Origin of the sequence: Burkholderia sp. AU31652, assembly GCF_002223155.1 — a bacterium.
Classification (GTDB): Bacteria; Pseudomonadota; Gammaproteobacteria; order Burkholderiales; family Burkholderiaceae; genus Burkholderia.
Window position 1 is genome coordinate 1,215,006 of sequence record NZ_NKFG01000003.1, and the last position, 22,982, is coordinate 1,237,987.

At 67.2% G+C, this 22,982-nt stretch carries 22 protein-coding genes and 1 tRNA gene; 22 read left to right on the forward strand and 1 reads right to left on the reverse strand.

The genetic code is table 11. The features are described 5' to 3' along the window. The first annotated feature begins 196 nt into the window (after positions 1 to 196). The 18 genes from gspG to CFB40_RS08350 all read left to right on the forward strand — a co-directional run bounded on the left by gspG (position 197) and on the right by CFB40_RS08350 (position 17,026). A complete protein-coding gene (gene gspG, locus CFB40_RS08265; protein ID WP_089425248.1) occupies positions 197 to 637 on the forward strand; it encodes a type II secretion system major pseudopilin GspG in 441 nt (146 codons plus the stop codon). After that, on the forward strand, positions 612 to 1,133 hold the full coding sequence (locus CFB40_RS08270) for a lytic transglycosylase domain-containing protein (RefSeq protein ID WP_089431406.1): 522 nt from the start codon (positions 612 to 614) through the stop codon (positions 1,131 to 1,133). The genes gspG and CFB40_RS08270 overlap by 26 nt, the downstream gene beginning before the upstream one ends. Beyond that, the gene (locus CFB40_RS08275) at positions 1,130 to 2,314 is read left to right on the forward strand and encodes a type II secretion system F family protein (protein WP_089425907.1); all 1,185 of its coding nucleotides are present in this window, start codon (positions 1,130 to 1,132) and stop codon (positions 2,312 to 2,314) included. Before CFB40_RS08270 ends, CFB40_RS08275 begins: the two co-directional genes overlap by 4 nt. A gap of 54 nt (positions 2,315 to 2,368) precedes the next feature. After that, entirely contained in the window at positions 2,369 to 4,003 is a 1,635-nt protein-coding gene (locus tag CFB40_RS08280) for a GspE/PulE family protein (RefSeq protein WP_089431008.1), read from the forward strand. After that, complete coding sequence (locus CFB40_RS08285) at positions 3,984 to 4,754, forward strand: hypothetical protein (protein WP_256976583.1); 771 nt, start codon at positions 3,984 to 3,986, stop codon at positions 4,752 to 4,754. The genes CFB40_RS08280 and CFB40_RS08285 overlap by 20 nt, the downstream gene beginning before the upstream one ends. After that, on the forward strand, positions 4,751 to 5,281 hold the full coding sequence (locus tag CFB40_RS08290; protein WP_089431009.1) for a hypothetical protein: 531 nt from the start codon (positions 4,751 to 4,753) through the stop codon (positions 5,279 to 5,281). The genes CFB40_RS08285 and CFB40_RS08290 overlap by 4 nt, the downstream gene beginning before the upstream one ends. Further along, positions 5,278 to 5,832, forward strand: a complete 555-nt coding sequence (locus tag CFB40_RS08295; protein WP_089425251.1) for a hypothetical protein — start codon at positions 5,278 to 5,280, stop codon at positions 5,830 to 5,832. Before CFB40_RS08290 ends, CFB40_RS08295 begins: the two co-directional genes overlap by 4 nt. Further along, positions 5,832 to 6,308 carry a hypothetical protein gene (locus CFB40_RS08300; RefSeq protein ID WP_254600244.1) on the forward strand — a complete coding sequence of 159 codons (477 nt, stop codon included), beginning with the start codon at positions 5,832 to 5,834 and terminating at the stop codon, positions 6,306 to 6,308. Before CFB40_RS08295 ends, CFB40_RS08300 begins: the two co-directional genes overlap by 1 nt. A gap of 31 nt (positions 6,309 to 6,339) precedes the next feature. Further along, positions 6,340 to 8,730 (forward strand): secretin N-terminal domain-containing protein, encoded by a 2,391-nt coding sequence (locus tag CFB40_RS08305; protein ID WP_089431011.1) that lies wholly within the window; start codon positions 6,340 to 6,342, stop codon positions 8,728 to 8,730. Then, positions 8,727 to 9,215, forward strand: coding sequence for a type II secretion system protein (locus CFB40_RS08310; protein ID WP_089425254.1), 489 nt, complete (start codon positions 8,727 to 8,729; stop codon positions 9,213 to 9,215). The genes CFB40_RS08305 and CFB40_RS08310 overlap by 4 nt, the downstream gene beginning before the upstream one ends. After that, positions 9,190 to 9,585, forward strand: coding sequence for a type II secretion system protein (locus CFB40_RS08315; protein ID WP_089425255.1), 396 nt, complete (start codon positions 9,190 to 9,192; stop codon positions 9,583 to 9,585). Before CFB40_RS08310 ends, CFB40_RS08315 begins: the two co-directional genes overlap by 26 nt. Positions 9,586 to 9,652: 67 nt before the next feature. After that, positions 9,653 to 10,111, forward strand: coding sequence for a type II secretion system protein (locus tag CFB40_RS08320; protein WP_254600247.1), 459 nt, complete (start codon positions 9,653 to 9,655; stop codon positions 10,109 to 10,111). 13 nt (positions 10,112 to 10,124) lie between these two features. Beyond that, entirely contained in the window at positions 10,125 to 10,808 is a 684-nt protein-coding gene (locus CFB40_RS08325) for a response regulator transcription factor (protein WP_089425257.1), read from the forward strand. Between the two features lie 589 nt (positions 10,809 to 11,397). Beyond that, positions 11,398 to 11,919: a fimbrial protein gene (locus CFB40_RS08330; RefSeq protein WP_174974610.1), complete on the forward strand. Its 522-nt coding sequence runs from the start codon at positions 11,398 to 11,400 to the stop codon at positions 11,917 to 11,919. Positions 11,920 to 11,936: 17 nt separating this feature from the next. Further along, complete coding sequence (locus CFB40_RS08335; RefSeq protein ID WP_089425259.1) at positions 11,937 to 12,665, forward strand: fimbrial biogenesis chaperone; 729 nt, start codon at positions 11,937 to 11,939, stop codon at positions 12,663 to 12,665. Positions 12,666 to 12,779: 114 nt separating this feature from the next. Next, entirely contained in the window at positions 12,780 to 15,392 is a 2,613-nt protein-coding gene (locus CFB40_RS08340) for a fimbria/pilus outer membrane usher protein (RefSeq protein ID WP_089431013.1), read from the forward strand. A gap of 5 nt (positions 15,393 to 15,397) precedes the next feature. Next, positions 15,398 to 16,357, forward strand: a complete 960-nt coding sequence (locus CFB40_RS08345) for a fimbrial protein (RefSeq protein WP_179255259.1) — start codon at positions 15,398 to 15,400, stop codon at positions 16,355 to 16,357. Positions 16,358 to 16,474: 117 nt separating this feature from the next. Next, on the forward strand, positions 16,475 to 17,026 hold the full coding sequence (locus tag CFB40_RS08350; protein WP_089425262.1) for a cytochrome b: 552 nt from the start codon (positions 16,475 to 16,477) through the stop codon (positions 17,024 to 17,026). 267 nt (positions 17,027 to 17,293) lie between these two features. On the opposite strand, the gene CFB40_RS08355 is transcribed toward CFB40_RS08350, so the two are convergent. Beyond that, positions 17,294 to 17,380, reverse strand: a tRNA-Leu gene (locus tag CFB40_RS08355). Between the two features lie 249 nt (positions 17,381 to 17,629). Here CFB40_RS08355 and rnr point away from each other — a divergent pair. From rnr to rpiA, 4 genes are all read left to right on the forward strand, one after another. Continuing rightward, on the forward strand, positions 17,630 to 20,098 hold the full coding sequence (gene rnr / locus CFB40_RS08360; RefSeq protein ID WP_089425263.1) for a ribonuclease R: 2,469 nt from the start codon (positions 17,630 to 17,632) through the stop codon (positions 20,096 to 20,098). Between the two features lie 148 nt (positions 20,099 to 20,246). After that, the gene (gene rlmB / locus CFB40_RS08365; protein WP_011351846.1) at positions 20,247 to 20,990 is read left to right on the forward strand and encodes a 23S rRNA (guanosine(2251)-2'-O)-methyltransferase RlmB; all 744 of its coding nucleotides are present in this window, start codon (positions 20,247 to 20,249) and stop codon (positions 20,988 to 20,990) included. Positions 20,991 to 21,087: 97 nt separating this feature from the next. Continuing rightward, the gene (locus CFB40_RS08370) at positions 21,088 to 21,960 is read left to right on the forward strand and encodes an N-acetylmuramoyl-L-alanine amidase (protein ID WP_089431015.1); all 873 of its coding nucleotides are present in this window, start codon (positions 21,088 to 21,090) and stop codon (positions 21,958 to 21,960) included. A 91-nt stretch (positions 21,961 to 22,051) separates the two neighbouring features. Beyond that, a complete protein-coding gene (rpiA, locus tag CFB40_RS08375) occupies positions 22,052 to 22,747 on the forward strand; it encodes a ribose-5-phosphate isomerase RpiA (protein ID WP_011351848.1) in 696 nt (231 codons plus the stop codon). Positions 22,748 to 22,982 lie beyond the last annotated feature (235 nt).

Genomic DNA, 22,982 nt, shown 5'->3' on the forward strand with positions numbered 1-22,982 from the left:
CCGCACCTGGAAAACCTTATTGATATTTCGTTGAGGAAGGTGGTGGCGCAGGGCGCCCCCCGGGAAAATGACGTCATCGATCGGCGCTTTCCTTCAATCGAATACGCATCAGCGAAAGCGCGATTCACCTGCCGTCTGCGATACGACGGCCTCCGGCCGCGATGCCGCGCCGGGATCTCTACCGAGGGCATACGACGTGAAACCGAACTATCTGAAATGGACGAAACGACGGGGCCAGAAGGGCTTCACCCTGCTGGAGCTGCTGGTCGTGCTGCTGATCATTGCGCTGCTGGCCGGCTATGTCGGTCCGAAGCTCTTCTCGCAGGTCGACAAGGCGAAGGTCAAGTCGACGGAAGCGCAGATGAAGACGCTGGGCGACGCGGTCTCGCAATTCCGGCTCGACATGGGCCGCTATCCGACGGCTGACGAAGGGCTCGACGCACTGGTCGCGGCGCCGCAGGGCACCGACGGCTGGAACGGCCCGTATCTCGCGAAGGCCGTGCCGAAGGACGGCTGGGGCCGCGTGTACCAGTGGAACGTGCCGGGCCGCGACGGCGAAGCGGAGATCGTTTCGCTCGGGCGCGACGGTCGGGTTGGCGGGAGTGGTCTCGATGCAGACCTCGTCTATGGCATGTAAGGGCCTGCGTCGCTGGGTGGCCGCGGTGGCGCTGTTCGCCGCCGGCACCTCCAGCGTCGCTGCCAGGGATTGCTGGACCTGGGCAGGCGAGCAGCATGGCATCGATCCGCTGCTGCTCGTCGCGATCGCGAAAGTGGAATCGTCGATGAATCCGCGCGCGATGAACTGGAACCGGAACGGCACCTACGACATCGGGCTCATGCAGATCAACAGCACGCATCTGCCGCGTCTGGTCAAGGTCGGCGTGACGCACAAGCGGCTGATCGACGAGCCGTGCACGTCGATTGCCACCGGCGCATCGATTCTCGCCGATTTCATCGATCGGCACGGCTATACCTGGAACGCGGTCGGTGCGTACAACGCCGGGTCTTCGCCGAAACGCGAGCCGGCCCGCAAGGCCTACGCGACCAAGGTCTGGAAGGAATACCGGGTGCTGACGAGCGATCGTGAAGCGAGCCTCGCGAAACTCGACGAATGGCGGAGGACGTCGCGATGAACACGTTTCGGGTACGGGTGCTTGCCGACGGCAAGGTCTCGCAGCAGACGGCCGAAGGGGCGAGCGAGACGGAGGTGCGCGCGCGGCTCTCGGCACAGGGCTGGGTCGTGGTCGAGATCCGGCGCGAGGCGGGCTTCGGGCGCCGCCGCGCGGCGCCGAAGTTTGCGCTGACGCTGTTCCTGCAGGAGTTGTCGACGCTGCTCGATGCGGGCCTCGTGCTGATCGAGGCGCTCGAAGCGCTGCGCGACAAGGCGGATTCGGGCAAGGACGCGAAACACGTGATCGACCGGATTCTCGCGGTGATGGTCGAAGGGCAGCCGTTGTCGAAGGCGCTGGCGCAGCAACCGGCGATCTTTCCGCCGCTGCTCGTCGCGACGATCGAATCGTCGGAGGGCAGCGGCCAGTTGCCGGTCGTGCTGAAGCGCTACCAACAGTACGAAGTGCGAATCGAACAGGTTCGCAAGCGCGTCACCGGCGCGCTGATCTATCCGGTCGTCGTGATCGGCGTGGGTATCGCGATCCTGCTGTTCATGGCGTTCTTCGTGATTCCGCGCTTCGCGGTGGTGTTCGAGTCGCTGGCCACGCTGCCGGCGACCGCGCAGGCGATGCTCTGGTGGGCAACCCTGCTGCGCGAGAACGGCATGGCGGTCGGGCTGGCGGTCGTGGCGTCGTTCGTGGGCATGGGGCTGGCGGTGCGCTCGGCGGCCGTCAAGCGCGCCGCGCAGCGGCTGATGTGGCGCGCGCCGAAAGTGCGCGACATCTGCGCGCTGTTCGCGCTCACGCGGTTCTACCGGACCGTCGGCCTGCTGATCGCGGGCGGCACGCCGGTGATCGTCGCGCTGGAGCTGTCCGGCAAGGTGTTGCCCGAGCATTTCCGCGGGCGGCTGGCGGCGGCCCTCACCGAAATGCGCGCAGGGCGTCCGGTCGCCGCCGTGCTCGCCGCGCATGCGCTGACGACGTCGGTTGCCGAACGGCTGTTGCGCGTCGGCGAACAGAGCGGCGACCTGGGCGGGATGTGCGAACACATCGCGCAGTTTCATGACGGCGCGCTCGACCGCGCGATCGAGATGCTCAGCAAGGTCTTCGAACCGGTGCTGATGCTGGCGGTGGGCGCGACGGTGGGCGCGGTGGTCCTGCTGCTCTACATGCCGATCTTCGAATTGGCCGGCAGCGTCGGATAGCGATCCGGGCCGACCCGGCTCTCGCGAACCCGCTGACCAACAGGAGAAAACTGAATGAAAACGGAACACATCGCTCAACGCTGGCAGTCGGAATCGGAGGCATCCGGCGTTGGCTTCGCGCAATACGTCGACGGCCTGCTGAGCGGCGACGCATCGGTGCTGGCCGAAGTGGCGGCCTGCCTCGGCGTCGACGCGGTCGACGCGCAGACGCTGCAGGCGGCGCCGACGCGCTTCGACCTGCTGCCGCTGCACGATGCGCTGACCTGGCGCGTGCTGCCGATCGAGCGCGACGGATCGGCCTGCGTCGTCCTGGCCGATCCGTTCGCGCGCCAGGTGCGCGACGAACTGCTCGCGCGCTTCGGTGCGCAGCCGGTGCAGATGGCGATGAGCGTGCCGGGCGAGGTCGAGCGGCTGCTCGGCGACGTCGAGTCGAACGAGCGTCTGATGGACGACGTGACCATCGATGCGCAAGGCGATTCGCTCGCGCAGGCGATCGAGTCGATCTCGCTCGCGAGCATCGCGAAGGACGAAAGCCCGATCATCCGGCTCGTCAATACAACCCTCTACGACGCGCTGCAGAGCCGCGCGAGCGACATCCACCTCGAAGCGGTACCCGACGGCCTGGCGATCCGCTACCGGATCGACGGTGTGTTGCAGTCGATCCGTCACATCCCGGGGCTCGAGACGGCCGCGCAGACGCTGTCGCGTCTCAAGGTGCTGGCCGCGCTCGACATCGCGGAAAAGCGCGTGCCGCAGGACGGCCGTTTCAAGGTCGTGATGCAGGGCCGCGAGATCGATTTCCGCGTGTCCATCATTCCCGGCACCTATGGCGAGAACGCGGTGATGCGCGTGCTCGACAAGTCGCAGCGCGGCGACAGCGTGAGCCTCGACGTGCTCGGCTTCGACGCGCAGACGGCCCGGCGCGTGCGCGCGCTCGCGCACCGGCCGTACGGGCTGATGCTCGTGACGGGGCCGACCGGCAGCGGCAAGTCGACGACGCTGTATGCGGTGCTGTCGGAAGTCAACACCGGCGACGACAAGATCATCACGATCGAGGACCCGGTCGAATACGAACTGAAGGGCGTGCTGCAGATTCCCGTCAACGAGCGCAAGGGGCTCACCTTCGCTCGCGGGCTGCGCGCGATCCTGCGGCACGATCCGGACACGGTGATGGTCGGCGAGATCCGCGACGAGGAGACCGCGTCGATCGCGGTGCAATCGGCGCTCACCGGTCACCGCGTGCTGTCGACGGTGCACGCGAACGACGGCTTCAGCGTGATCGACCGCTTCATCTACATGGGCGTCGAGCCGTCGACGTTTCTCGAGGCGCTGAACGGCGTCGTGTCGCAGCGGCTGGTGCGGCGCATTTGCGAAAGCTGCGGCGGCGCGGCGGCCGATGGTGCCGATCTGGCGGGGGCGTCGCTCGACGACCTGAAGCACGTGGTGACGCCCGGCGAGGGTTGCGAAACCTGCCGGGGCACCGGTTATCACGGCCGGATCGGCCTCGCCGAAGTGCTGACGCTCGACGCGGCGATGAAGGCTGCGTTGCTCGAGCGTTCGATCGAGAAGCGCGCGCAGGCGCTCGCGAACAACGCGGACTACCAGTCGATGCGCGATGCGGGCCTCGCCGCGATTCGCGCGCGACTGACGACGTTTCAGGAGGTGCAGCGTGCGATCGCCGTGGAATAACGTGTTCGCGGTGCTCGACGCCGACCGGCTGCGCGTATGGACGAGCGACGACTGGCGCGCACGGCGCGCCGGCGAGCCGCGGATCGTCGTCGCGCACGACGGCGCGCCCGCCGAAGCGCTGGCGCGGGTGCTCGGCGACCTGCCGAAGGCGCGCCTGCCGATGCTGAACCGCGTGCACGTCGTCGCGGGGCATCCGTGGACGCATGGCGTCGTGCTGCCCTGGCAGGACGGGCTGGTGTCGGACGCCGCGTGGGACGGTTATGCGCGCGCGCTGTTCGCCGCCCGTGCGCAGCGCGGCGCGCTGCGGATTCGCCTCGAAGGCGGGCGGCGCGGCCGCGCGCAACTCGCGGTGGCGGCTTGCGACACGTTGCTCGTGTCGCTCGACGAGACGTGCCGCGCAGCCGGCTGGCGGCTCGTCAGCGTGCGCGACGCGCTGTCGGTGGCGCTCGCCACGCATGCGAAGCACCTGGGCGGCGACGACTACCGCTATGCGTTGCTGCAGCCGCGCGTCGTCACGTGCGTGTTCCGGCGTGCGGGCGAGTGGGCCGACGTGGTCACGCTGCCGCGCGCGGGGGGCAGCCGTCTCGACGACTGGTTCGCGGCCGCGGCGTTGATGGCCGGACAGCCGCTCGCCGGCGCGGCCTTCGCGAGCGCGCTCGACGGCACGCTGCCGAGCGCGGCCGCCGACGGTGTCACGTTGCTCGACGACGACATGGACCAGGCCGTGCTCACGCAGGAGGAGCCGGCATGAAGCGCCTGAATGGACTGGATTTCACGGCGCCTCGCACGCGTGTCACGCCGTGGGCGGCCGTCGCGCTGTGCTGCGCGCTGCTGACCGGCGCGTTCGTCGCGAGCGAGTGGTCCAACGTCGAGCAGTTGCGCGACGAGGTCGACAGTATCGAAAGCCGCATCGACCAGCGCCAGCGCGCGATCGAGCGCGAGCAGCGCCGGCAGAAGAACATGACGGCGGAGGAGCGCCGCATCGCGCGCGTGCTCGACCAGCAGCGCACGAGTGCAACCGGCGCGGGACCGGCGGTGGTCGACTGGATCGAGCAGGCGTGGACGCCGCAGATCGCGCTGAAGCTGCTGACGGTCGACAAGGCCGGACAGGAAGCGCGCCTCGAAGGCGGTGCCGCGCATCTGTCGCACATCTACATGTTCGTCGACCGCCTGAAGGACCGTCACCCCGACCGCAAGGTCCGCCTGCTGCAGCACCGGACGAAAGCCGAGGACGGCAAGAACATTTTCTATTTCAGCCTGAACATCGAACACCCATGACGAACCTGAAATCAATCGACATGACCGCGCTCGCCGAGCGGCTGCGCTGGGGCGCCTATGCGGCGTCCCGCAAGCTGGGCGTGCCGGGGCTGGTGGCAGGGGGGCTCGTCGTGGCGCTGATCGGCGTGCACGCGTGCTACCTGCAGCCGGGCGCCGAGCAGCTCGAGGCCGATCGCGACGCGCGGACGAAGGCGCTGGCCGCGCTGCCGAAACCGGGCCAGAAGGCCGGTAACGGCGGCATGACGCTGCAGCAGGTGCAGCAACTGCGCAGCACCGAGCAGGCGTACTCGATCGTCCAGATCCTGACCCAGCACGGTATGGAGCGCAAGCACGCGACCTATCGCCGCGAAGTCGAGGTGCAGGGCAAGCTGCGCCGGCTCACGATCAACGTCGCGCTGTCCGGCAGCTATGTCGGGCTGCGCGAAGCGATCCGCGAGATTACGCAGCAGCCGATGGTACGCATCGAGGGACTGTCGGTCGAGCGTGAGCGGATCGACAGTCCCAACGTGATCGCCGACCTGCGGGTCAGCCTGCTGGGGCCGGATGCATGATGCGCGCGCCCCTGATCCCGATCGCGGCCGCGCTCGCGCTGGCTGCCGCGTGCGTCGCCGGCGGCAGCGCGGCGAATGAGACGCACGAGCTGGCGCCGGTCGTCGACCTTTTTCCCGCGCAGAGCTGGGCATCGCTCGGCGCGGAGACGGCGACCGACGCCGAGCCGCCGCCCGACGCGGCGCCCGAATCCGACATGCCGCCGCTCGACACGCCGATCGACGCGCCACCGGTTGCGTCGGCGCCGTTCGACATTGCCGGCGAGTGGCGCGAGAACGGTCATCGCATCGTCGTGCTGGACGGCGCGGGCAAGACTTTCCTGCTGTGCGAATCGCGTTGCGGCGTGCGTGACGCGGTGCTGCCGGGCGGCGAGATCGCCGAAGGCTACCGGCTTAAGAAACTGGGCAAACAGGGCGCGGTGATCGTGACCCGTGGCGGCAGCGACATCGAGCTGTCGCCGCCCGTCCCGACTCCATGAACCCCGATTTGAACCTGTTCCGAACATCATCATGAAACGTAAACTCAGTCTTTTGCTCCTGATCTCGGCGCTCGCGCTGACAGGATGCGCGAGTACCCCATTCAACGCCGCGCCTGCCGCCGCCACGACACCCGCCGAGCGCCTCAGCACGCTGCAGCAGCAGAAGCAGGCCGCGCCCGACGACATCGCCCTTACCACCGCCGTCGAGGGCAGCCGGCAGGAGTATGTGCGCGCCGAGCTGAAGGCAGCCGACCGCCAGGTCGCGCAGGGCAACCATGCCGCCGCGATCGACCACCTGAACAACGTGCTGCGCGAGGAGCCGGGCAACTTCAAGGCCAGCCAGTCGCTCGAGCAGGTCAAGCGCCGCCAGCAGATGTCGGTCGACCTCGCGCGCGCGCAGCGCATCGGCGGCGAGAAGCCGCAGGAAGCGCTCGAGATCGTGCGGCGAATTCTCGCCGAGCAGCCGAACCATGCGGACGCGAAGCGCCTGCGCGACACGCTGCTGAATCAATCGCAGGCCGGTCGCACGGTGCGCCCGCAACTGGCCGACGCGCTGCGCAAGCCGGTGTCGCTCAACTTCAAGCAGCAGCCGCTGATGAACATCTTCGACGTGATTTCGCGCGTGTCCGGCGTGAACTTCGTGTTCGACCGCGACGTGGATACCACCCAGCCCGCGACGCTGTTCGCGGAGCGCACGACCGCCGAGGACGCGATCAACCTGCTGCTGCGCACCAACCAGCTCGAGAAGAAGGTGCTCGACAAGCACACGCTGCTCGTCTACCCGTCGCAGCCGGACAAGGCGCGCAACTACACGGAGTTCGCGATTCGCACGTTCTTCCTGTCGCACGCGGACGCGAAGTCGGTGATGGCCGCGCTGCGCCAGATGATCAAGCCGAAGGACGTCTACGTGGACGAGCGCGTGAACGCGGTCGTCATGCGCGACACGCCGGAGACGATCCAGGTCGCGGAGCGCGTCGTGATGGGCCTCGATATCCCGCAGTCGGAAGTCACGCTCGACGTGCAGGTGCTGGAAGTCAACATGAACGACAGCCTCGATCTGGGCGTGCAATATCCCGGCAAGGTCCAGTTCAACGCGCTGGGCAGCGTGGAGGGCGGTGCACTGACGCTCGGCGACCTGCTGCGCCTGAATCGCGATCGCGTCGGCGTGTCGAGCGAATCGGGCGGGCTCGCGCTCGCGATCGACATGTTGCAGAAGCAGGGCAAGACCAAGACGATCGCGAATCCGAAGATCCGTGTGCGCAACATGGAGAAGGCGAACATCAAGATCGGCGAGCGTGTGCCGATCGTCACGACCACCAATGCGAACGGCGTCGTCACCGAATCGGTCAGCTACCAGGACGTAGGCCTGATGCTGAAGGTCGAGCCGCGCATCAGCCTGAACGAGGAGGTGAGCGTCAAGGTGAACATGGAGGTCAGCAGCATCCTGTCGAAGGAAACCACGAAGACCGGGCTCGTCGCCTATTCGCTCGGGACGCGCAACGCGGAGACGCTGATGACCGCGAAAAACGGCGAAACGCAGATCCTGGCCGGCCTGGTGAAGCGCAATGAAAGTGAAAGCATCGCGGGGCTGCCGGGCATGTCGGGCCTGCCGGTGCTCGGCCGGCTGTTCGGCTCGAACGGCCGCAGCAGCGAGCGTTCGGAGATCGTGCTGCTGATCACGCCGCATATCGAACGCAATCTCGACCTGCCGACGTCGGCGGTGACGACCTTCCTGTCGGGTACCGAGTCGCGCGTGACCACCGAGGCGCTGACGCTCGAGTCGGCACGCGCCGTGCCGGCGCGGATGACGTCGTCGGACGGCCCGGACCTGAACGCGCCGATCGAGCCGTCGAAGCCCGCAGCCAACGATGCGAGCGCCGAACCGGCCAACGCCGACGCCGAGCCGCAGGCACCCGCTCAGGCCGAGCAGGGCGACGCGACGAGCCCGGCGGCCGAGCACGGCGCGCGCGGTACCGGGATGATGCGTACGCGTGCGGATGCCGGGCGGCAACCGGCTGCGGCGATCAAGACCGTAGCGGCCCCGGTCGCCCCGATCGCACCGAGCCGTGCGGCCGCGCCGCGCGGCGAGATCACACGCGCCGTCGCTGCGGCGGCACCGGCTGCCGGCCCGCGTGCGGAAGTCGTCGCCGCGCAGGGTGACGTCGACGCGGCTCCGCAGGCGGTGCAATCGCCCGCCGTCGTGCGCGCCGTTGCGCCGGTGACCGTAGCCGATGCCGCCGCGCCGCGCGCGGCGCTCGCCGAGTCGAAGGCACGTGGTGAGCATCGCATCACCGCCGCGGTACGCTCGCTGATCGGCTCGCTCCACGCGCTCGTCGTGCGTTTGACGGGCGAGCGCGAACCGGCGCCGGTGCGGTATGCCGACGCGCCGGTCCTGCTGTCGCGTGCACGGGGCTTCGCATGAGCATCCGTCGACGTGCGCGCGCGCGCGGTTTCACGCTGATCGAGCTGCTGGTGGCGTTGACGCTGCTCGCGTTGCTCGCGACCGTCTCGCTGCCGCTGACCGACCTGGTCAAGCGCCGCTCGGACGAGGCCGAACTGCGCCGTGCGCTGGTGGTGATCCGCTCGGCGCTCGACGCGTACAAGGCGGCGGCCGATGACGGGCGCATCGAGCGCAGTGTCGACGCGAGCGGCTATCCGCCCGACCTGCACGCGCTCGTCGACGGCGTCGAGGACAAGAAATCGCCGGACGGCGCGAGACTGTACTTCCTGCGCAAGCTCCCCGCCGATCCGATGTGCGAATGCGAGGGCAAGGCGCCGGAGGACACCTGGGAAACGCGCAGCTATGCGAGCGACCCCGATGCGTTCTCGTCCGGCGAGGACGTGTTCGACATTCGCTCGACCAACCGCAAGGAGAGCCTCAATGGCGTCCCGTACAACCAGTGGTAAGCGTGCACGCCGCACCGCGGGCTTCACGCTGATCGAACTGCTCGTCGTGATGGCGATCATCGCGTCGCTCACCGCGTTCGTCGCCCCCGGCTACCTGAAGCAGAGCGATCGCGCGAAGGAAACGGTGCTGCGCCACAACCTGAACACGCTGCGCCAGTCGATCGACGACTATCGGGCGGATCACGGCCGCGATCCCGACACGCTCGAGGTGCTGGTCGACAAGCGCTATCTGCGCGAGATCCCGCTCGACCCGGTCACGGGCAAGCGCGGCTCCTGGCAACCGCAGGCCGGCGACCGGGGCGGCGTCGCGGACGTGAAGAGCGGCGCGAAAGGGCGTGCGCTCGACGGGAGCGCATATGGGACATGGTAATCGGCGGCGTGGCGGCCGATGCCGCGGCCCGCGCGGGCAGCGCGGCATCGCGTATCTCGGCGTGCTGATGCTCGTCGCGGCGCTGGGGCTCGGCATGACGCAGGCCGCGCGCATCTGGCAGACGGTGCAGCAGCGCGATCGCGAGGCGCAGTTGCTGTTTGTCGGCGACCAGTATCGCGCGGCGATCGCAAGCTACTACAATGCGGCGGGAGGCAGCCGCTATCCGGAGTCGCTCGACGTATTGCTCGAGGACCGCCGCGCGCTGCCGACGCAGCGTCACTTGCGGCGTCTGTACGCCGATCCGCTGACCGGGTCGACGCAGTGGGGGCTCGTGAAGGCGCCGGACGGCGGCATCATGGGCGTGTTCAGCGAGGCGCCGGGGCAGCCGCTGAAGCGCCAGGGCTTCCCCGCGCGGTACGATACGTTCGGCGACAGCGACGCCTATGGCGAATGGGCTTTTGTTTACTTGCCGCCCGCTTCGGCCGACGGAGTGGCGAACGGGCCCGAGGACGGGGCGGCATCTTGAGACTGGATCGAACATGATTGTCGCAATACTCGAAGACATGGTGACGCAGGCGGGCGTCGTGGCCGGCTGGCTCAACAAGGCCGGCTACGACACGGAGGTGCGTCACGACGGCGACAGCTTCATCGAGCTGGTGCGCACGCAGCGCGTCGACGTGCTGCTGCTCGACTGGGACGTGCCCGGCAAGTCGGGGATCGAGGTGATGCGCTGGGCGCGCGAATCGTTTGCCGACACGCTGCCGATCATCATGATGACGCAGCACGACGGCGAGAACGACATCGTGTTCGGTCTGAACACCGGTGCAGACGACTATCTGATCAAGCCGTTGCGGGAGCGCGAACTCGTCGCGCGCGTCAATGCGCAGGCGCGCAAGTACTATCCGGAGACGCAGCGCGCGAAGGTCGTCGAGGTCGGCAAGTTCGTGCTCGACACGAGCTCGCATGCCGCGACCGTCGACGGCGTGCCGGTCGAGCTGTCGCAGCGCGAGTTCGATCTCGCGCTGATGCTGTTCGAGAGCGTCGGGCGGATCGTGTCGAAGGACATGATGATCAAGCGTATCTGGGGCGTGGTGGACCGGAAGTACGATGCGACGCTGGCCACCTATGTCAGCAAGTTGCGTACGAGCCTCGGGTTGCGGCCGAAGAACGGGCTCGCGATCACGACGATCTACAACTACGGGTATCGGCTCGAGTTGACCTGAGCAAGCGGCCGGCCGCGGCGACGCGCGCCGGCTGACCACAGGATCGGTATCGCCGATCCTTCCAGTCCCCATCCGTATTCCCGTTCCGGCAAGGCTGTCGCGGCACGCCGCTTCAGCCGCCGTTCGGCATTGAATCGACGCGCCTGCGCGAGGCTATCCTGAGGCTTTCGCGAGGCACGGCAGCCCGTCTCGCCGCGCTCCGGTCACATCCCGTCCCCCCGTCGTTCGTCATCGCCGCCGCGAGCGGTACGCTCGGTCGTGCCGGCCTCGGGCGCGTTTGCGCGCACCATCCGTGTCGATGGCCATATCGCTGCACGATGCATCTTTCGCCAGATGGTGAGGATTCCTTTCGTATTTCCCGCGTGCTGTCCGCTACGTCGACAGGTGCGCCCGTAATGGCTGGGCAGCGTCGTCGCCGGCATCGCATTGCATTGCGATTCATCCGTCCAGGCGGCACGCGTTGAGAATTTTCTTAAGTTTGTTGGGTGGCGATGGCCGGATCGGAATAATGCCTGCGAACTCGACGGGTTCGTTGTTCCGCTGTCAGGGACCGGCAGCGGAAATCCTCAATTCTCTACCCAGATACTCGATGAAAAAGACCCAGAAATCCCTCCTGTTGGCCGCGCTCCTGGCCGCATTCGGTTCGACGTCCGCACTCGCCGCGGATGGCACGATCAACTTCCACGGCAAGATCGTCGCGACGACCTGCAAGATCGACAACAGCAATATTCAGGTGCCGCTCGGCGCGATCGGTATCGACCAGCTCGCCACCGCCGGCCAGGAAAGTCGCCGCGTGCCGTTCCAGATCGCGCTGAGCGAGTGCAACGACCAGCTGAGCGGCGTGCGCGCGCAGTTCGAGGGCACGTCGAACGACGACGATCCGACGCTGCTCGCGATCGGCACCGGCGCGCAGGACGATGCGAAAGGCGTCGGCATCCAGTTGATGGACGAAGGCGGCAAGCAGATCGGCATCAACACCGAGACCGACACGCTCAAGCTGACGCCGGGCAGCAACGTGCTGAACTTCGCCGCGAACTACGTCTCGACGTCCAACCAGACCGAGGCGGGCGAGGCGAACGGCACGGCGTCGTTCACGCTGCACTACCGCTAAGCAGACGGGATCGACCGATGACGATTCAATTCGGACAACGTACGCTGGCCTGCGTGCTCGGGCTGTGCATGACCCACGGCGCGCTGGCGGGCGTGGTGGTGGGCGCGACGCGCATGATCCTGCAGGAGGACCGGCGCGAAGCCGTCGTGCCCGTGAAGAATGCGGACAGCCAGCCTTACGTCGTGCAGGCCTGGATTGACGGCGGATCGACGAAGGGTGGCGCGAAGGCACCGTTCTTCGTCACGCCGCCGCTGTCGCGGCTCGATCCCGGCAAGGAAAACCTGCTGCGCGTGATGCCCGTCAAGCACGGGCTGCCGTCCGATCGCGAGTCGCTGATGTGGCTGAACGTGAAGGAGATTCCGGCCACGCCGAAGCAGGACAACGTGCTGCAGATCGCGATCCAGACGCGGATCAAGGCGTTCTATCGGCCGCAGGGCCTGACCGGCTCGTCGGCCGATGCGCCGGCGGCGCTGACCTGGCGCATCGCGCCGTCGGGCGACGGTGTGCTGCTGACGGTGAACAATCCGACGCCTTATCACGTCACCTTCTCGAAGATCGGCATCGATGCCGGCACGATCGAGGACGTCGATCTCGAGATGGTGCCGCCGCTGCAGGCGGCGACCTACAAGCTGCGCTACATCCACGCGGTGCCGACGCAGCCCGTCACGCTGCGGTTCAGCACGATCAACGATTACGGCGCGGTGACGCCGTCCGTCACGATGAAGGTGCCGACCGGCGCCGTTTGACGCAACGCGGTCGCGGGGCCGGCCAGCGGCCACTCCGCGATCCGCTTTTCCGACTTTCCATTTTTTTGACTTCATGCGGCGTGCGCTCATCCGGCGCGCGCCGTTCCCCCATTCATGACACGATGCCTTGACCCGCTGCGCCGATGCGTGCTCGCGCTCGCTTCGACCTTCGCGTTCGGATTGCCGACCGCGGGGGCGCACGCGCACGCGAACACGGCATTCAATCCCGCGTTCCTCGCGTTCGGCAACCCGCAGGCGGACGTGGATCTCGACGTGTTCGCCGAAGCAAACGTGCTGCTGCCTGGCGTGCACCCGGTCGAGGTGTCGGTCAATGGCGAAGCGTCGGGCATGCACGACATCCGCTTCGAGCGCGATCCACGCGACGAGCAAGGCAATGCGGTGCGGCCCTGCCTGAGCGCCGCCCAGCTCGACGGGTTCGGCGTGAACCTCGCGGCCTATCCGCGCGTCGCCGAGGTGGATGCCGCAGATGCCGCAGATGCCGCAGATGCCGCAGATGTCGCAGATGCGCCCGGCGCTACGCTTGCGTGCGTCGATCCGCGTGATGCGATGCCGGACGCAACGGTCACGGTGGATCCAGATCGTCAGACGCTGGCGCTGACGGTCCCGCAGGCGAAGATGAAGCGCGTGCCGCGCGGCTCGGTCGATCCGTCGCGCTGGGACGAAGGCATCAATGCACTGCGCTTCGACTATCGCTTCAACGCCGCGCAGCGGCGTTACGACGGGCCGTCGGGCCACGCGACGGAAGCGTACGGCAGCGTGCGCGCGGGCCTGAACCTCGGCGCGTGGCGCCTGCGCAGCAGCGCGATGGTGAACCACAACGCGTCGGGGCTGCAGACGCAATTCATGAATACCTATCTCGAGCGCGACATTCCCGGCTGGCGCAGCCGCGTCACGTTCGGCGAGAACTTCACGTCCGACAACGTGTTCGACAGCGTGGCGTTCCGCGGCGTGCAGCTCGCGTCCGACGACACGATGCAACCGGACAGCCAGCGCGGCTACGCGCCGGTCGTACGCGGCATCGCGCAAAGCCATGCGAAGGTCGAGATTCGCCAGAACGGCTATCTGATCTACAGCAGCTACGTGCCGCCGGGGCCGTTCGAGATCGACGACCTGTACGCGATCGCGGCGCATGCGGACCTCGAGGTGACGATCGTCGAGGCGGATGGCCAGAAGCGCAGCTTCATCCAGCCGTCGGCGAGCATTCCGACCCTGCTGCGCCAGAATGCGTGGTCGTATCGCGCGGCCGCGGGGCGCTTGCGTGCCGATTCCGCCCAATCGCAGTGGTTCACGTCGGCGAGCGCCGCTTACGGCTTGCCTGGCGAGACGACGATCTACGGCGGCGCGACGTTCGCGAACGGATACGCGGCGCTGGCGGCCGGCGCCGCGCGCAACCTGGCGCGGATCGGTGCACTGTCGGTGGACGTGACGCACGCCCGTTATCGGGACCAGGCGGGGCAGGCGGGCGCGGGCAGCGCAGTGCGCGCGATGTACGCGAAGGCGTTCGCGTCGACCGGCACGGAACTGCGCGCCGCGCATCACCAGTACTCGGGCGGCTATCGCAGCCTGTCCGACGTCGTGGTGCGCTACGCGACGTCGGTCGACACGTGGGCCGGCCGCGCGGGCAAGCGCAGCCGCAGTGAGCTGAGCGTGTCGCAGAGCCTGGGGCGCGCGGGCTCGCTGTACGTCAGCGCGAGCCGGCGCGCCTACCGCGACGGTGCGGGCGAGGACCGGCTGCTCCAGCTCGGCTATTCGGGCAGCGTGTCGCGCGTGTCCTACAACGTGAGCCTGAGCGCCGAGCAGCGCGCGCGCGGCGAGCGCAGCCGGCAGGTGTCGCTGAACCTGTCGATTCCGTTCGGCGGCGGGCGCACGACGACACCGCACGCGTACGGCAGTGCGACGCTGATCGCCGGTACCGCGGGCACCGAGCAGCGCGCGGGCGTGTTCGGCACGTTGTTCGACGACGATCGCCTGAGCTATGGCGTCGACGCCGATCGCACGGCACACGGCCTGGGCGGTGCGGTGAACCTGAACTACCGTGCGACGGCCGGCCAGTTCGGGGTCACCCACAACCAGACGCGCAGCGGCTCGCAGACCTCGGTCAGCGCGGCGGGCGGGATGGTCGTGCACGGCGGCGGCGTCACGCTGTCGCAGCCGCTCGGCGAAACCGTCGCTCTGGTGCGTAGCGAGGGTGCGGCCGACGTCGGCGTGATCGCGCATGCCGGCGTGCGTACCGACCGCGCGGGCTATGCGGTCGTGCCGAGCGTCACGCCGTACCGGCAGAACCGCATCGCGTTGCGCACGGCGGAACTCGATCGTCAGCTCGAGATCCGCAACGCGATCGTGCACGTCGTGCCGACGCACGGCGCGGTCGTGCTGGCGCCGTTCGAGGTCGAGGCGGGGCGCCTGATGCTCGACATGACCGACGACGCGGGCCAGCCGGTGCCGTTCGGTGCCGCCGTGCTGACGACGGCCGGCAAGGAGGTCGGCATGGTCGGCCCGAACGGGCAGGGCTTCGTCACCGGCGTCGGCCGGGCCGGCGACCTGTTCGTGCGATGGGGCGCGCGCCCGGACGAGCGTTGCGCGCTGTCGTACAACATGGGCGAGTCGACGCCGCACAGCAATTTCCCCGAACTCGAGGTCGTCTGCTCGCGCACGCATCCGGCGCTGCGGGCCGACGCTTCTTCACCCACTTCCCCCCGTTCATGAAACCCATGATTTCCCGATTTGCCGCATGCCTGCGCCGCTGGGCGGCGTTCGTCGCGCTGACGCTCTGCACGGCGCCCGCGTTTGCCGCGTGCCTGAGCCTCCCCGAAGATTTCAATCCGATCGAGTTCGGTTCGATCGCGGCCGACGGCGTCGAGGTCGGCGGCGTCGTCCGGTCGATCCGGTTCACGCTGACCCTCACCTGTGCGCCGAACGGCCAGGGCGAGCCGCTGGCGCGGACCTTGAATTACTCGAGCGAGTTCGGCCCCGCGCCGGGCATGAACCTGTGGGCAACCAATCTCCCCGGCCTTGCGCTGCGGATGGTGCGCGACGGCGAGGATCTCGGCAGCAAGACGGAAGGCGTGCTCGGGACGCATCCGGGGGACGGCTCGGCGCGCGAGTTCATGATCGACATGGAGCTCGTCAAGATCGGGCCGGTGACGCCCGGCTTCCTGCTGGGCCAGGCGTTTGTCGTCGAGGCGTCGCCCGTGAGCGGCGATCCGGGCCATTACGTGGTGCGCAAGCACATTACGAGCAGTTACGTGCGGGGCGTCGCGTGCACCGTCAATACGGCCTCGAAGCATCTCGTCGTGCCGCTCGGCGCCGTGCCCGCGTCGGCCTTCGACGGTCCGGGCTCGACCCAGGCGTCACGCGAATTCGCGATCGACCTGACCTGCAGCCCGTTCGGCGAGGCACGGCCGACACCGCTGTCGATCCAGCTGCTCGGCGAGACGGTGCCGGGCACGACCGACGTGCTGAAGCTGCTCGGCGATGACGCCGCGCTGGGTGTCGGCATTCGCGTGCTGAAAAACGATGCGCCGGTCACGTTGAACACCTGGCACAGCCTCGGCGACGCGACGGTCGGGGCAACCACGTTGCCGTATACCGCGCAGTACTACCAGTACGGCGAGCGCGTGACGGCGGGGTCGGGCGACGGCGTGATGACGTTCCTGATCGAGATGCGCTGACGCTGCGCCGGGTATTTTGAAATCCTTGAGAATGGTTATCAACACGGGTTTCCGCCTCGATAATTTCATCCACATATCCATGGCAACCATGTCTTCGCAACCGATAAAGGATGAATCATGCAGGTGGCTTCCCAAACAGATTTGCAGAACGAAACATTATCCAGCGGTCGATACGACCGCTTTTCCCGCGCGCTGCACTGGATTTTCGCGGCCGTGATCCTGTACACGATGGTGGCTGGAATTTCGCTGCACTTCATCACGCAGCCGGATCTATGGCGTTTCGTGTCGACCCTGAACATGTCGCTCGCGAGCTGCCTGATCGTGCTGTTTCCGCTGCGCTACGTGTGGTCGTTCTTCCGCCGCACGCCGCCTGACGTCGCGTCGATTCCGCGTCAGCAGCAATCGATCGCGCACCTGGTGCACTCGCTGATTTACGCGCTGGTCGCCTTCGTGCTGTTCAGCGGGTTCGTGATGGTGCCGGACGGTTACTGGCTGTTTGGCCTGCTTTACGTGAAGACGCCGTATAGCGCGGGGCCGGTGACCGAGCACTGGTTCGAACTTCACAAGTTCGGCTGCTATACGCTGGCATTCGTGGTGGTGGTACACGCGGGGGCGGCACTCAAGCATCATTTCGTGTCGAAGAACGACGTGCTGAAGCGCATGCTCTGATGGTGACGTGGCGCGAGGCGGATTTCGATCCACCGCGCGCGCACCACTTTGGTGCTGATTCGCGACGATGCCGGGCGGGCCGCGATGGGCGCGCCCAAGGCTCGGAAACGAAGGGGAGGTGGCCGGCACGATGCCGGCCTTTTTGCTTTTTTAAAACCGAGGCTGCCGAGGAGAGAACTCGGCAGCACATGCGCGACCCCGGCGCAGTGCTTCCTGGGCTTGAAATGAAAAAAGGCCGGCTAGAAGCCGACCTTTTCATAAAACAGATGGTGCCCAGGAGAGGACTCGAACCTCCACGATGTTGCCACCGCTAGGACCTGAACCTAGTGCGTCTACCAATTCCGCCACCTGGGCACGTTTTGCAGTAGCTGCTTGCTGCAAAGAAGCGAAATTATAGCGCCCCAATTATTCGTGTCAACACTTTTTTGCGATGCATCGCAAACCTGGCTCCACCATGCCTGCCGGCGGCATTCCGGTCATTTGGCGACACAGGCGGGTGATAGAATGACCCGCCGCCGTCAATATAGAACTGTCTGACGGACACCTCTATGTTGATGCCGTGCACCATCAATCAACGCAACGAGAACAACCATCGACAAACCCTTGAGCAAATATCCGTACCCCATTCCGAGCCGTGAAGAAATTCTCGGCGTGCTGCGTACGAGCGACGCGCCGCTGGCCGCCAACGACATCGCGGAAGCACTGTCGATCAAGCGTCAGGAGCGCGAGGGGTTCTTCCGGCGTGTCGCCGCGATGGAACGCGACGGCCAGATCCGCCTCGACAAGCGCGGCCACTACCAGTTGACCCATCCGTCGAACTTCGTCGCCGGGCGCGTGCAGGGGCATCGCGACGGCTACGGGTTCGTGATCCGCGACGACGGCCAGGACGACCTGTTCTTGCCGAACGGCGAAATGCAGAAGGTGATGCACAACGATCGCGTGCTCGCGCGGATCGTCGGCTACGATCGCCGCGGCCGTCCGGAAGGGCATGTCGTCGAAGTCACCGAGCGCGCGAACAAGCGCGTGATCGGCCGCCTGCTCAACGAGAACGGCGCGCTGATCGTCGCACCGGAAGACAAGCGTATCGGCCACGACATCCTGATCACGCAGAACGTGAAGAAGGCGAAGGTCGGGCAGGTCGTCGTCGTCGAGCTGACCGATTTCCCGAGCCGCCATTCGCAGCCGCTCGGCCGTGTCGTCGAGGTGCTCGGCGACATCGACGATCCGGGCATGGAAATCGAAATCGCGGTGCGCAAGTACGGCGTGCCGCATGAGTTCAGCCAGCCGGCGCTCGACGAAGCCGCCGCGCTGCCCGACAAGGTGCGGCCGACCGACCTGCGTTTCCGCGTCGACCTGCGCGACGTGCCGCTCGTGACGATCGACGGCGAGGACGCCCGCGACTTCGACGACGCCGTCTACTGCGAGCCGGTCAAGGTCGGCCGCGGCGACGGCTACCGGCTGATCGTCGCGATCGCCGACGTGTCGCACTACGTACAGCCGGGCAGCGGGCTCGATGCCGACGCGCTCGAGCGCAGCACGTCGGTCTACTTCCCGCGCCGCGTGATTCCGATGCTGCCGGAGAAGCTGTCGAACGGCCTGTGCTCGCTGAATCCGCAGGTCGACCGCTGCGTGCTCGCGTGCGACATGGTGATCACCGCGCGCGGCGAGATCAAGGCGTACCAGTTCTATCCGGCCGTCATCCATTCGGCGGCGCGCCTGACGTACACCGAAGTCGCCGCCGTGCTGTCGAACACGAAGGGGCCGGAGGCTGCGCGCCGCGCGGATCTTCTGCCGCACCTGCAGGACCTGTACGGCGTCTACAAGTCGCTGTTCGCCGCGCGGCAGAAGCGTGGCGCGATCGACTTCGACACGACCGAGACCTACATCGTCTGCAACTCGCAGGGCAAGATCGAGCAGATCGTGCCGCGCCAGCGTAACGATGCGCACAAGCTGATCGAGGAATGCATGCTGGCCGCGAACGTCTGCGCGGCCGATTTCCTGAAGCGCAACAAGCATCCGGGCCTGTATCGCGTGCACGCGGGGCCGACGCCGGAGAAGCTCGAGAACCTGCGTGCGTTCCTGCGCGGCATGGGTCTGTCGCTCGGCGGCGGCGACAAGCCGCATGCGAGCGACTACGCGGCGCTGATGGCGCAGATCCGCGACCGGCCCGATGCGCAGATGCTGCAGCCGATGCTGCTGCGCTCGATGCAGCAGGCCGTCTACAGTCCGGACAACATCGGTCACTTCGGCCTGGCCTACGAGGCGTACGCGCACTTCACGAGCCCGATCCGTCGTTATCCGGACTTGCTCACGCACCGCGCGATCTACGCGATCCTGTCGGGCAAGAAATACGTGCCGAAGGCGCCGGAAGGTTTCGAGCTGAACACCGCGCTGTCGCCGCGCGCTCGCGCGATGCAGCAGGCCGACGACGAATCGCGCGGCCGCTCGCGTTCGAACACGGCGATCTGGGAAGAACTCGGCCTGCACTGCTCGGCGAACGAGCGCCGCGCGGATGAAGCGTCGCGCGACGTCGAGGCCTGGCTCAAGTGCTACTTCATGCGCGACAAGCTCGGCGAGGAGTACGGCGGGATGGTGAACGGCGTCACGTCGTTCGGCATCTTCGTGCAGCTCGATACGCTGTTCATCGAAGGGCTCGTGCACGTCACGGAACTCGGCTCGGACTACTTCCAGTACGACGAGATCAAGAACGAGCTGCGCGGTGAACGCACGGGCATCCGCTATCGCCTGTCGGATCGCGTGCGCGTGCAGGTGAGCCGCGTCGATCTCGATGCACGCAAGATCGACTTCCGCCTCGTGCGCGATACGCCGGTGAAGGCGCCGCGTCCGTCGCCCGCGCCGGCGTCCGCTGGCGGCGGTGTCGACCGCGGCAATGGCCCGCGCGTACGCACGCTGCCGCAGGTGGAGGATCCCGTGCCGCGCCGCAAGAAGGCCGCGAGTGCGCCGAGCGTTGCGGTGAATGAAGCGCGCGCCGCGCGCAAGAAGGGTAGCAGCGGTGGCGGTGCAGCGGCGAAGCCGACCGCGAAGAAGACGCGCGCCCGCAAGAAGTATTGAGCGTGCGGGGCGGCGCCAGCGCCCGCCCTGCAGTATCGAGAGACGCCGCGTGACCGGTCATCAGCCGGCAACGCGGCGCTTTCCTTTTCCATGGATCGCGGCTGCGCGCGTCGCGCGGCCGCACGTTTGATCGAAGGTTGTTCCAGTCATGTCACGTCTGAAGGTTCTTTACGGTTTTCATGCGGTGACCGCACGTTTGCGGCACGATGCATCGACGGTTGCGGAGGTGCTGTACGACCAGACGCGCCGCGACCGCCGCATGCAGGACTTCCTGCACACCGCGAAGGAAGCGGGCGTGCGGTTGATTGCAGCCGACGAAACGCGCCTGTGGGGCCTCGCGCATACCGAGCGTCACCAGGGTGTCGTCGCGCGTGTCGAGGACATCCCGCTCGCGCAGAACCTGTCCGAGCTGCTCGACGGCATCCAGGGCCCGGCGCTGCTGCTGGTGCTCGACGGTGTCACCGATCCGCACAACCTCGGCGCGTGCCTGCGTGTCGCCGATTCGGCCGGCGCGCATGCGGTGATCGCACCGCGCGACCGCGCGGTCGGCCTGAACGCAACCGCGGCCAAGGTGGCGAGCGGTGCGGCGGATACGGTGCCGTACATCACGGTGACGAACCTCGCCCGTGCGCTGCGCGAGCTGAAGGAGGCCGGCGTGTGGATCATCGGCACGTCGGACGAGGCATCGGCGACGCTCTACGAAACCAAGCTCGACGGCCCCGTCGCGCTCGTGATGGGCGCGGAAGGCGAAGGCATGCGCCGGCTGACGCGCGACACCTGCGACGAAGTGATGAGCATTCCGATGGCCGGCAGCGTGGAAAGCCTGAACGTATCGGTCGCAAGCGGCGTGTGCCTGTACGAAGCCGTGCGCCAGCGGCGCGTGAAGGGCTGACGCAGCCCGTCCCGCGCGCCCTGCGCGGGCCTCGAATGAACCGAACGACGCGTGCCGCGATCCGCTGCGGCACGCGGCTCTCCGGAGCTCGCGACCGATGACCCTGTTTCGCGCTGGCGCATCCTGCGCGGTGCTGTGCCTGCTGGCTGCCTGCACGTCGCCGTCGCTCGTCGAACGCGGTACTTACTACGCCGACACGAGCCTGCACGCGCGCGGCGCCGATGCGCGGATCCGCTTTCTCGTGATGCATTACACCGAAAGCGACGAGGCGAAATCGCTGCGCACGCTGACGGGCGATTCGGTCAGCGTGCATTACGTCATCCCGCCGCAGCCGCGCATCGAGCGCGGGAGGCCGGTCGTCTTCCAGCTCGTTCCGGAATCGGAGCGCGCATGGCACGCGGGCGTCAGCGAGTGGCAGGGCACGACCGAGCTGAACGCGGTGTCGATCGGCATCGAGAACGTGAACCGCGGGCCGCTCGATCCGCAAAACCGCACCTGGCAGCCTTATCCGCCCGAACAGGTCGCGGCGCTGACCCGGCTGTCGAAGGACATCGTCGCGCGCTACGGGATTCCGCCGACGCGCGTGGTTGGGCACAGCGACATCGCGCCGCAACGCAAGATCGATCCGGGGCCGCTGTTTCCCTGGCATGCGCTGGCCCTGGCCGGCGTCGGCGCGTGGCCGGACGATGCGGTCGTGGCCGCGCGGCTCGGCGGTCGCGATCCGCATGCGCCGGTCGACGTGCGCGAACTGCAGCTCAAGCTCGCGCGCTACGGTTACGACGTGGCCACCGATGGCGTGCTCGACGCACGCACGCGACGCGTGTTCGCGGCCTTCCAGATGCATTTCAGGCCGTCCGACTATGCAGGCAACCCGGACGCCGAAACCGACGCGATCGCGCAGGCGTTGCTCGACAAGTACTTTCCCGGCACGCAACCGGCGGACAACGCGCCCGCAGCGGGCGCACCCTGAATCCGCCGTGCCCGGCACGCCGAAAAACCCGGGCCGTCATCCGAGTCCGGTAAACTGGCGGTTTTCCGCAATCCCGCAGCATCACCATTCCATGACTCAAGACGAACTCAAACGCCTCGTCGGCCAGGCCGCCGCTGATTACGTGATCCAGAACGTGCCGGAAGGTGCCGTGATCGGCGTCGGCACCGGCTCGACCGCCAACTGCTTCATCGACGCGCTCGCCGTCGTCAAGGCGCGCTATCGCGGCGCCGTGTCGAGCTCCGTCGCCACCACCGAGCGCCTGAAGTCGCACGGCATCAAGGTGTTCGACCTGAACGAGGTCGACTCGCTGCAGGTGTACGTCGACGGCGCCGACGAGATCGACGCGAGCGGCGCGATGATCAAGGGCGGTGGCGGCGCGCTGACGCGCGAGAAGATCGTCGCATCGGTGGCCGATACGTTCGTCTGCATCGCGGACGCCAGCAAGCGCGTGCCGGTGCTGGGTGCGTTCCCGCTGCCGATCGAAGTCGTGCCGATGGCGCGCACGGCGATCGGCCGGCGCGTGACCGCGCTCGGCGGCGTGCCGGTGCTGCGCGTGACGAAGGACGGTGCGCCGTATATCACCGACAACGGCAACGAGATCATCGACGTGAAGGGGCTGCAGATCGCCGATCCGCGTGGTTTCGAAGCGCAGGTGAATGCATGGCCGGGCGTCGTGACGGTCGGCCTGTTCGCCGAGCGCGGTGCGAATCTGTGCTTGCTCGGCACGGAAAACGGCGTTGAAACGATCGTTTATTCGGCTAATTGAAAGATATGGAAAGCAGTCCGTAATGATGTGTCGCGTCGTAATGGACTGAATGTTTAAATCTTGTGGAAATCGGGGCCCGGTAGGCGCAATGCGCTTCCCGGGCCTTATTTTTAGCCGTATAAATCACCCGGTCAAAAAGAGGGATAACCCTGTCAGGTGTTTACCAGATAGCGAAATATCCTCGAACTCATCAACTTATAGATCATAAGAACAGTCGTAACCAGGGCCGGCGGAA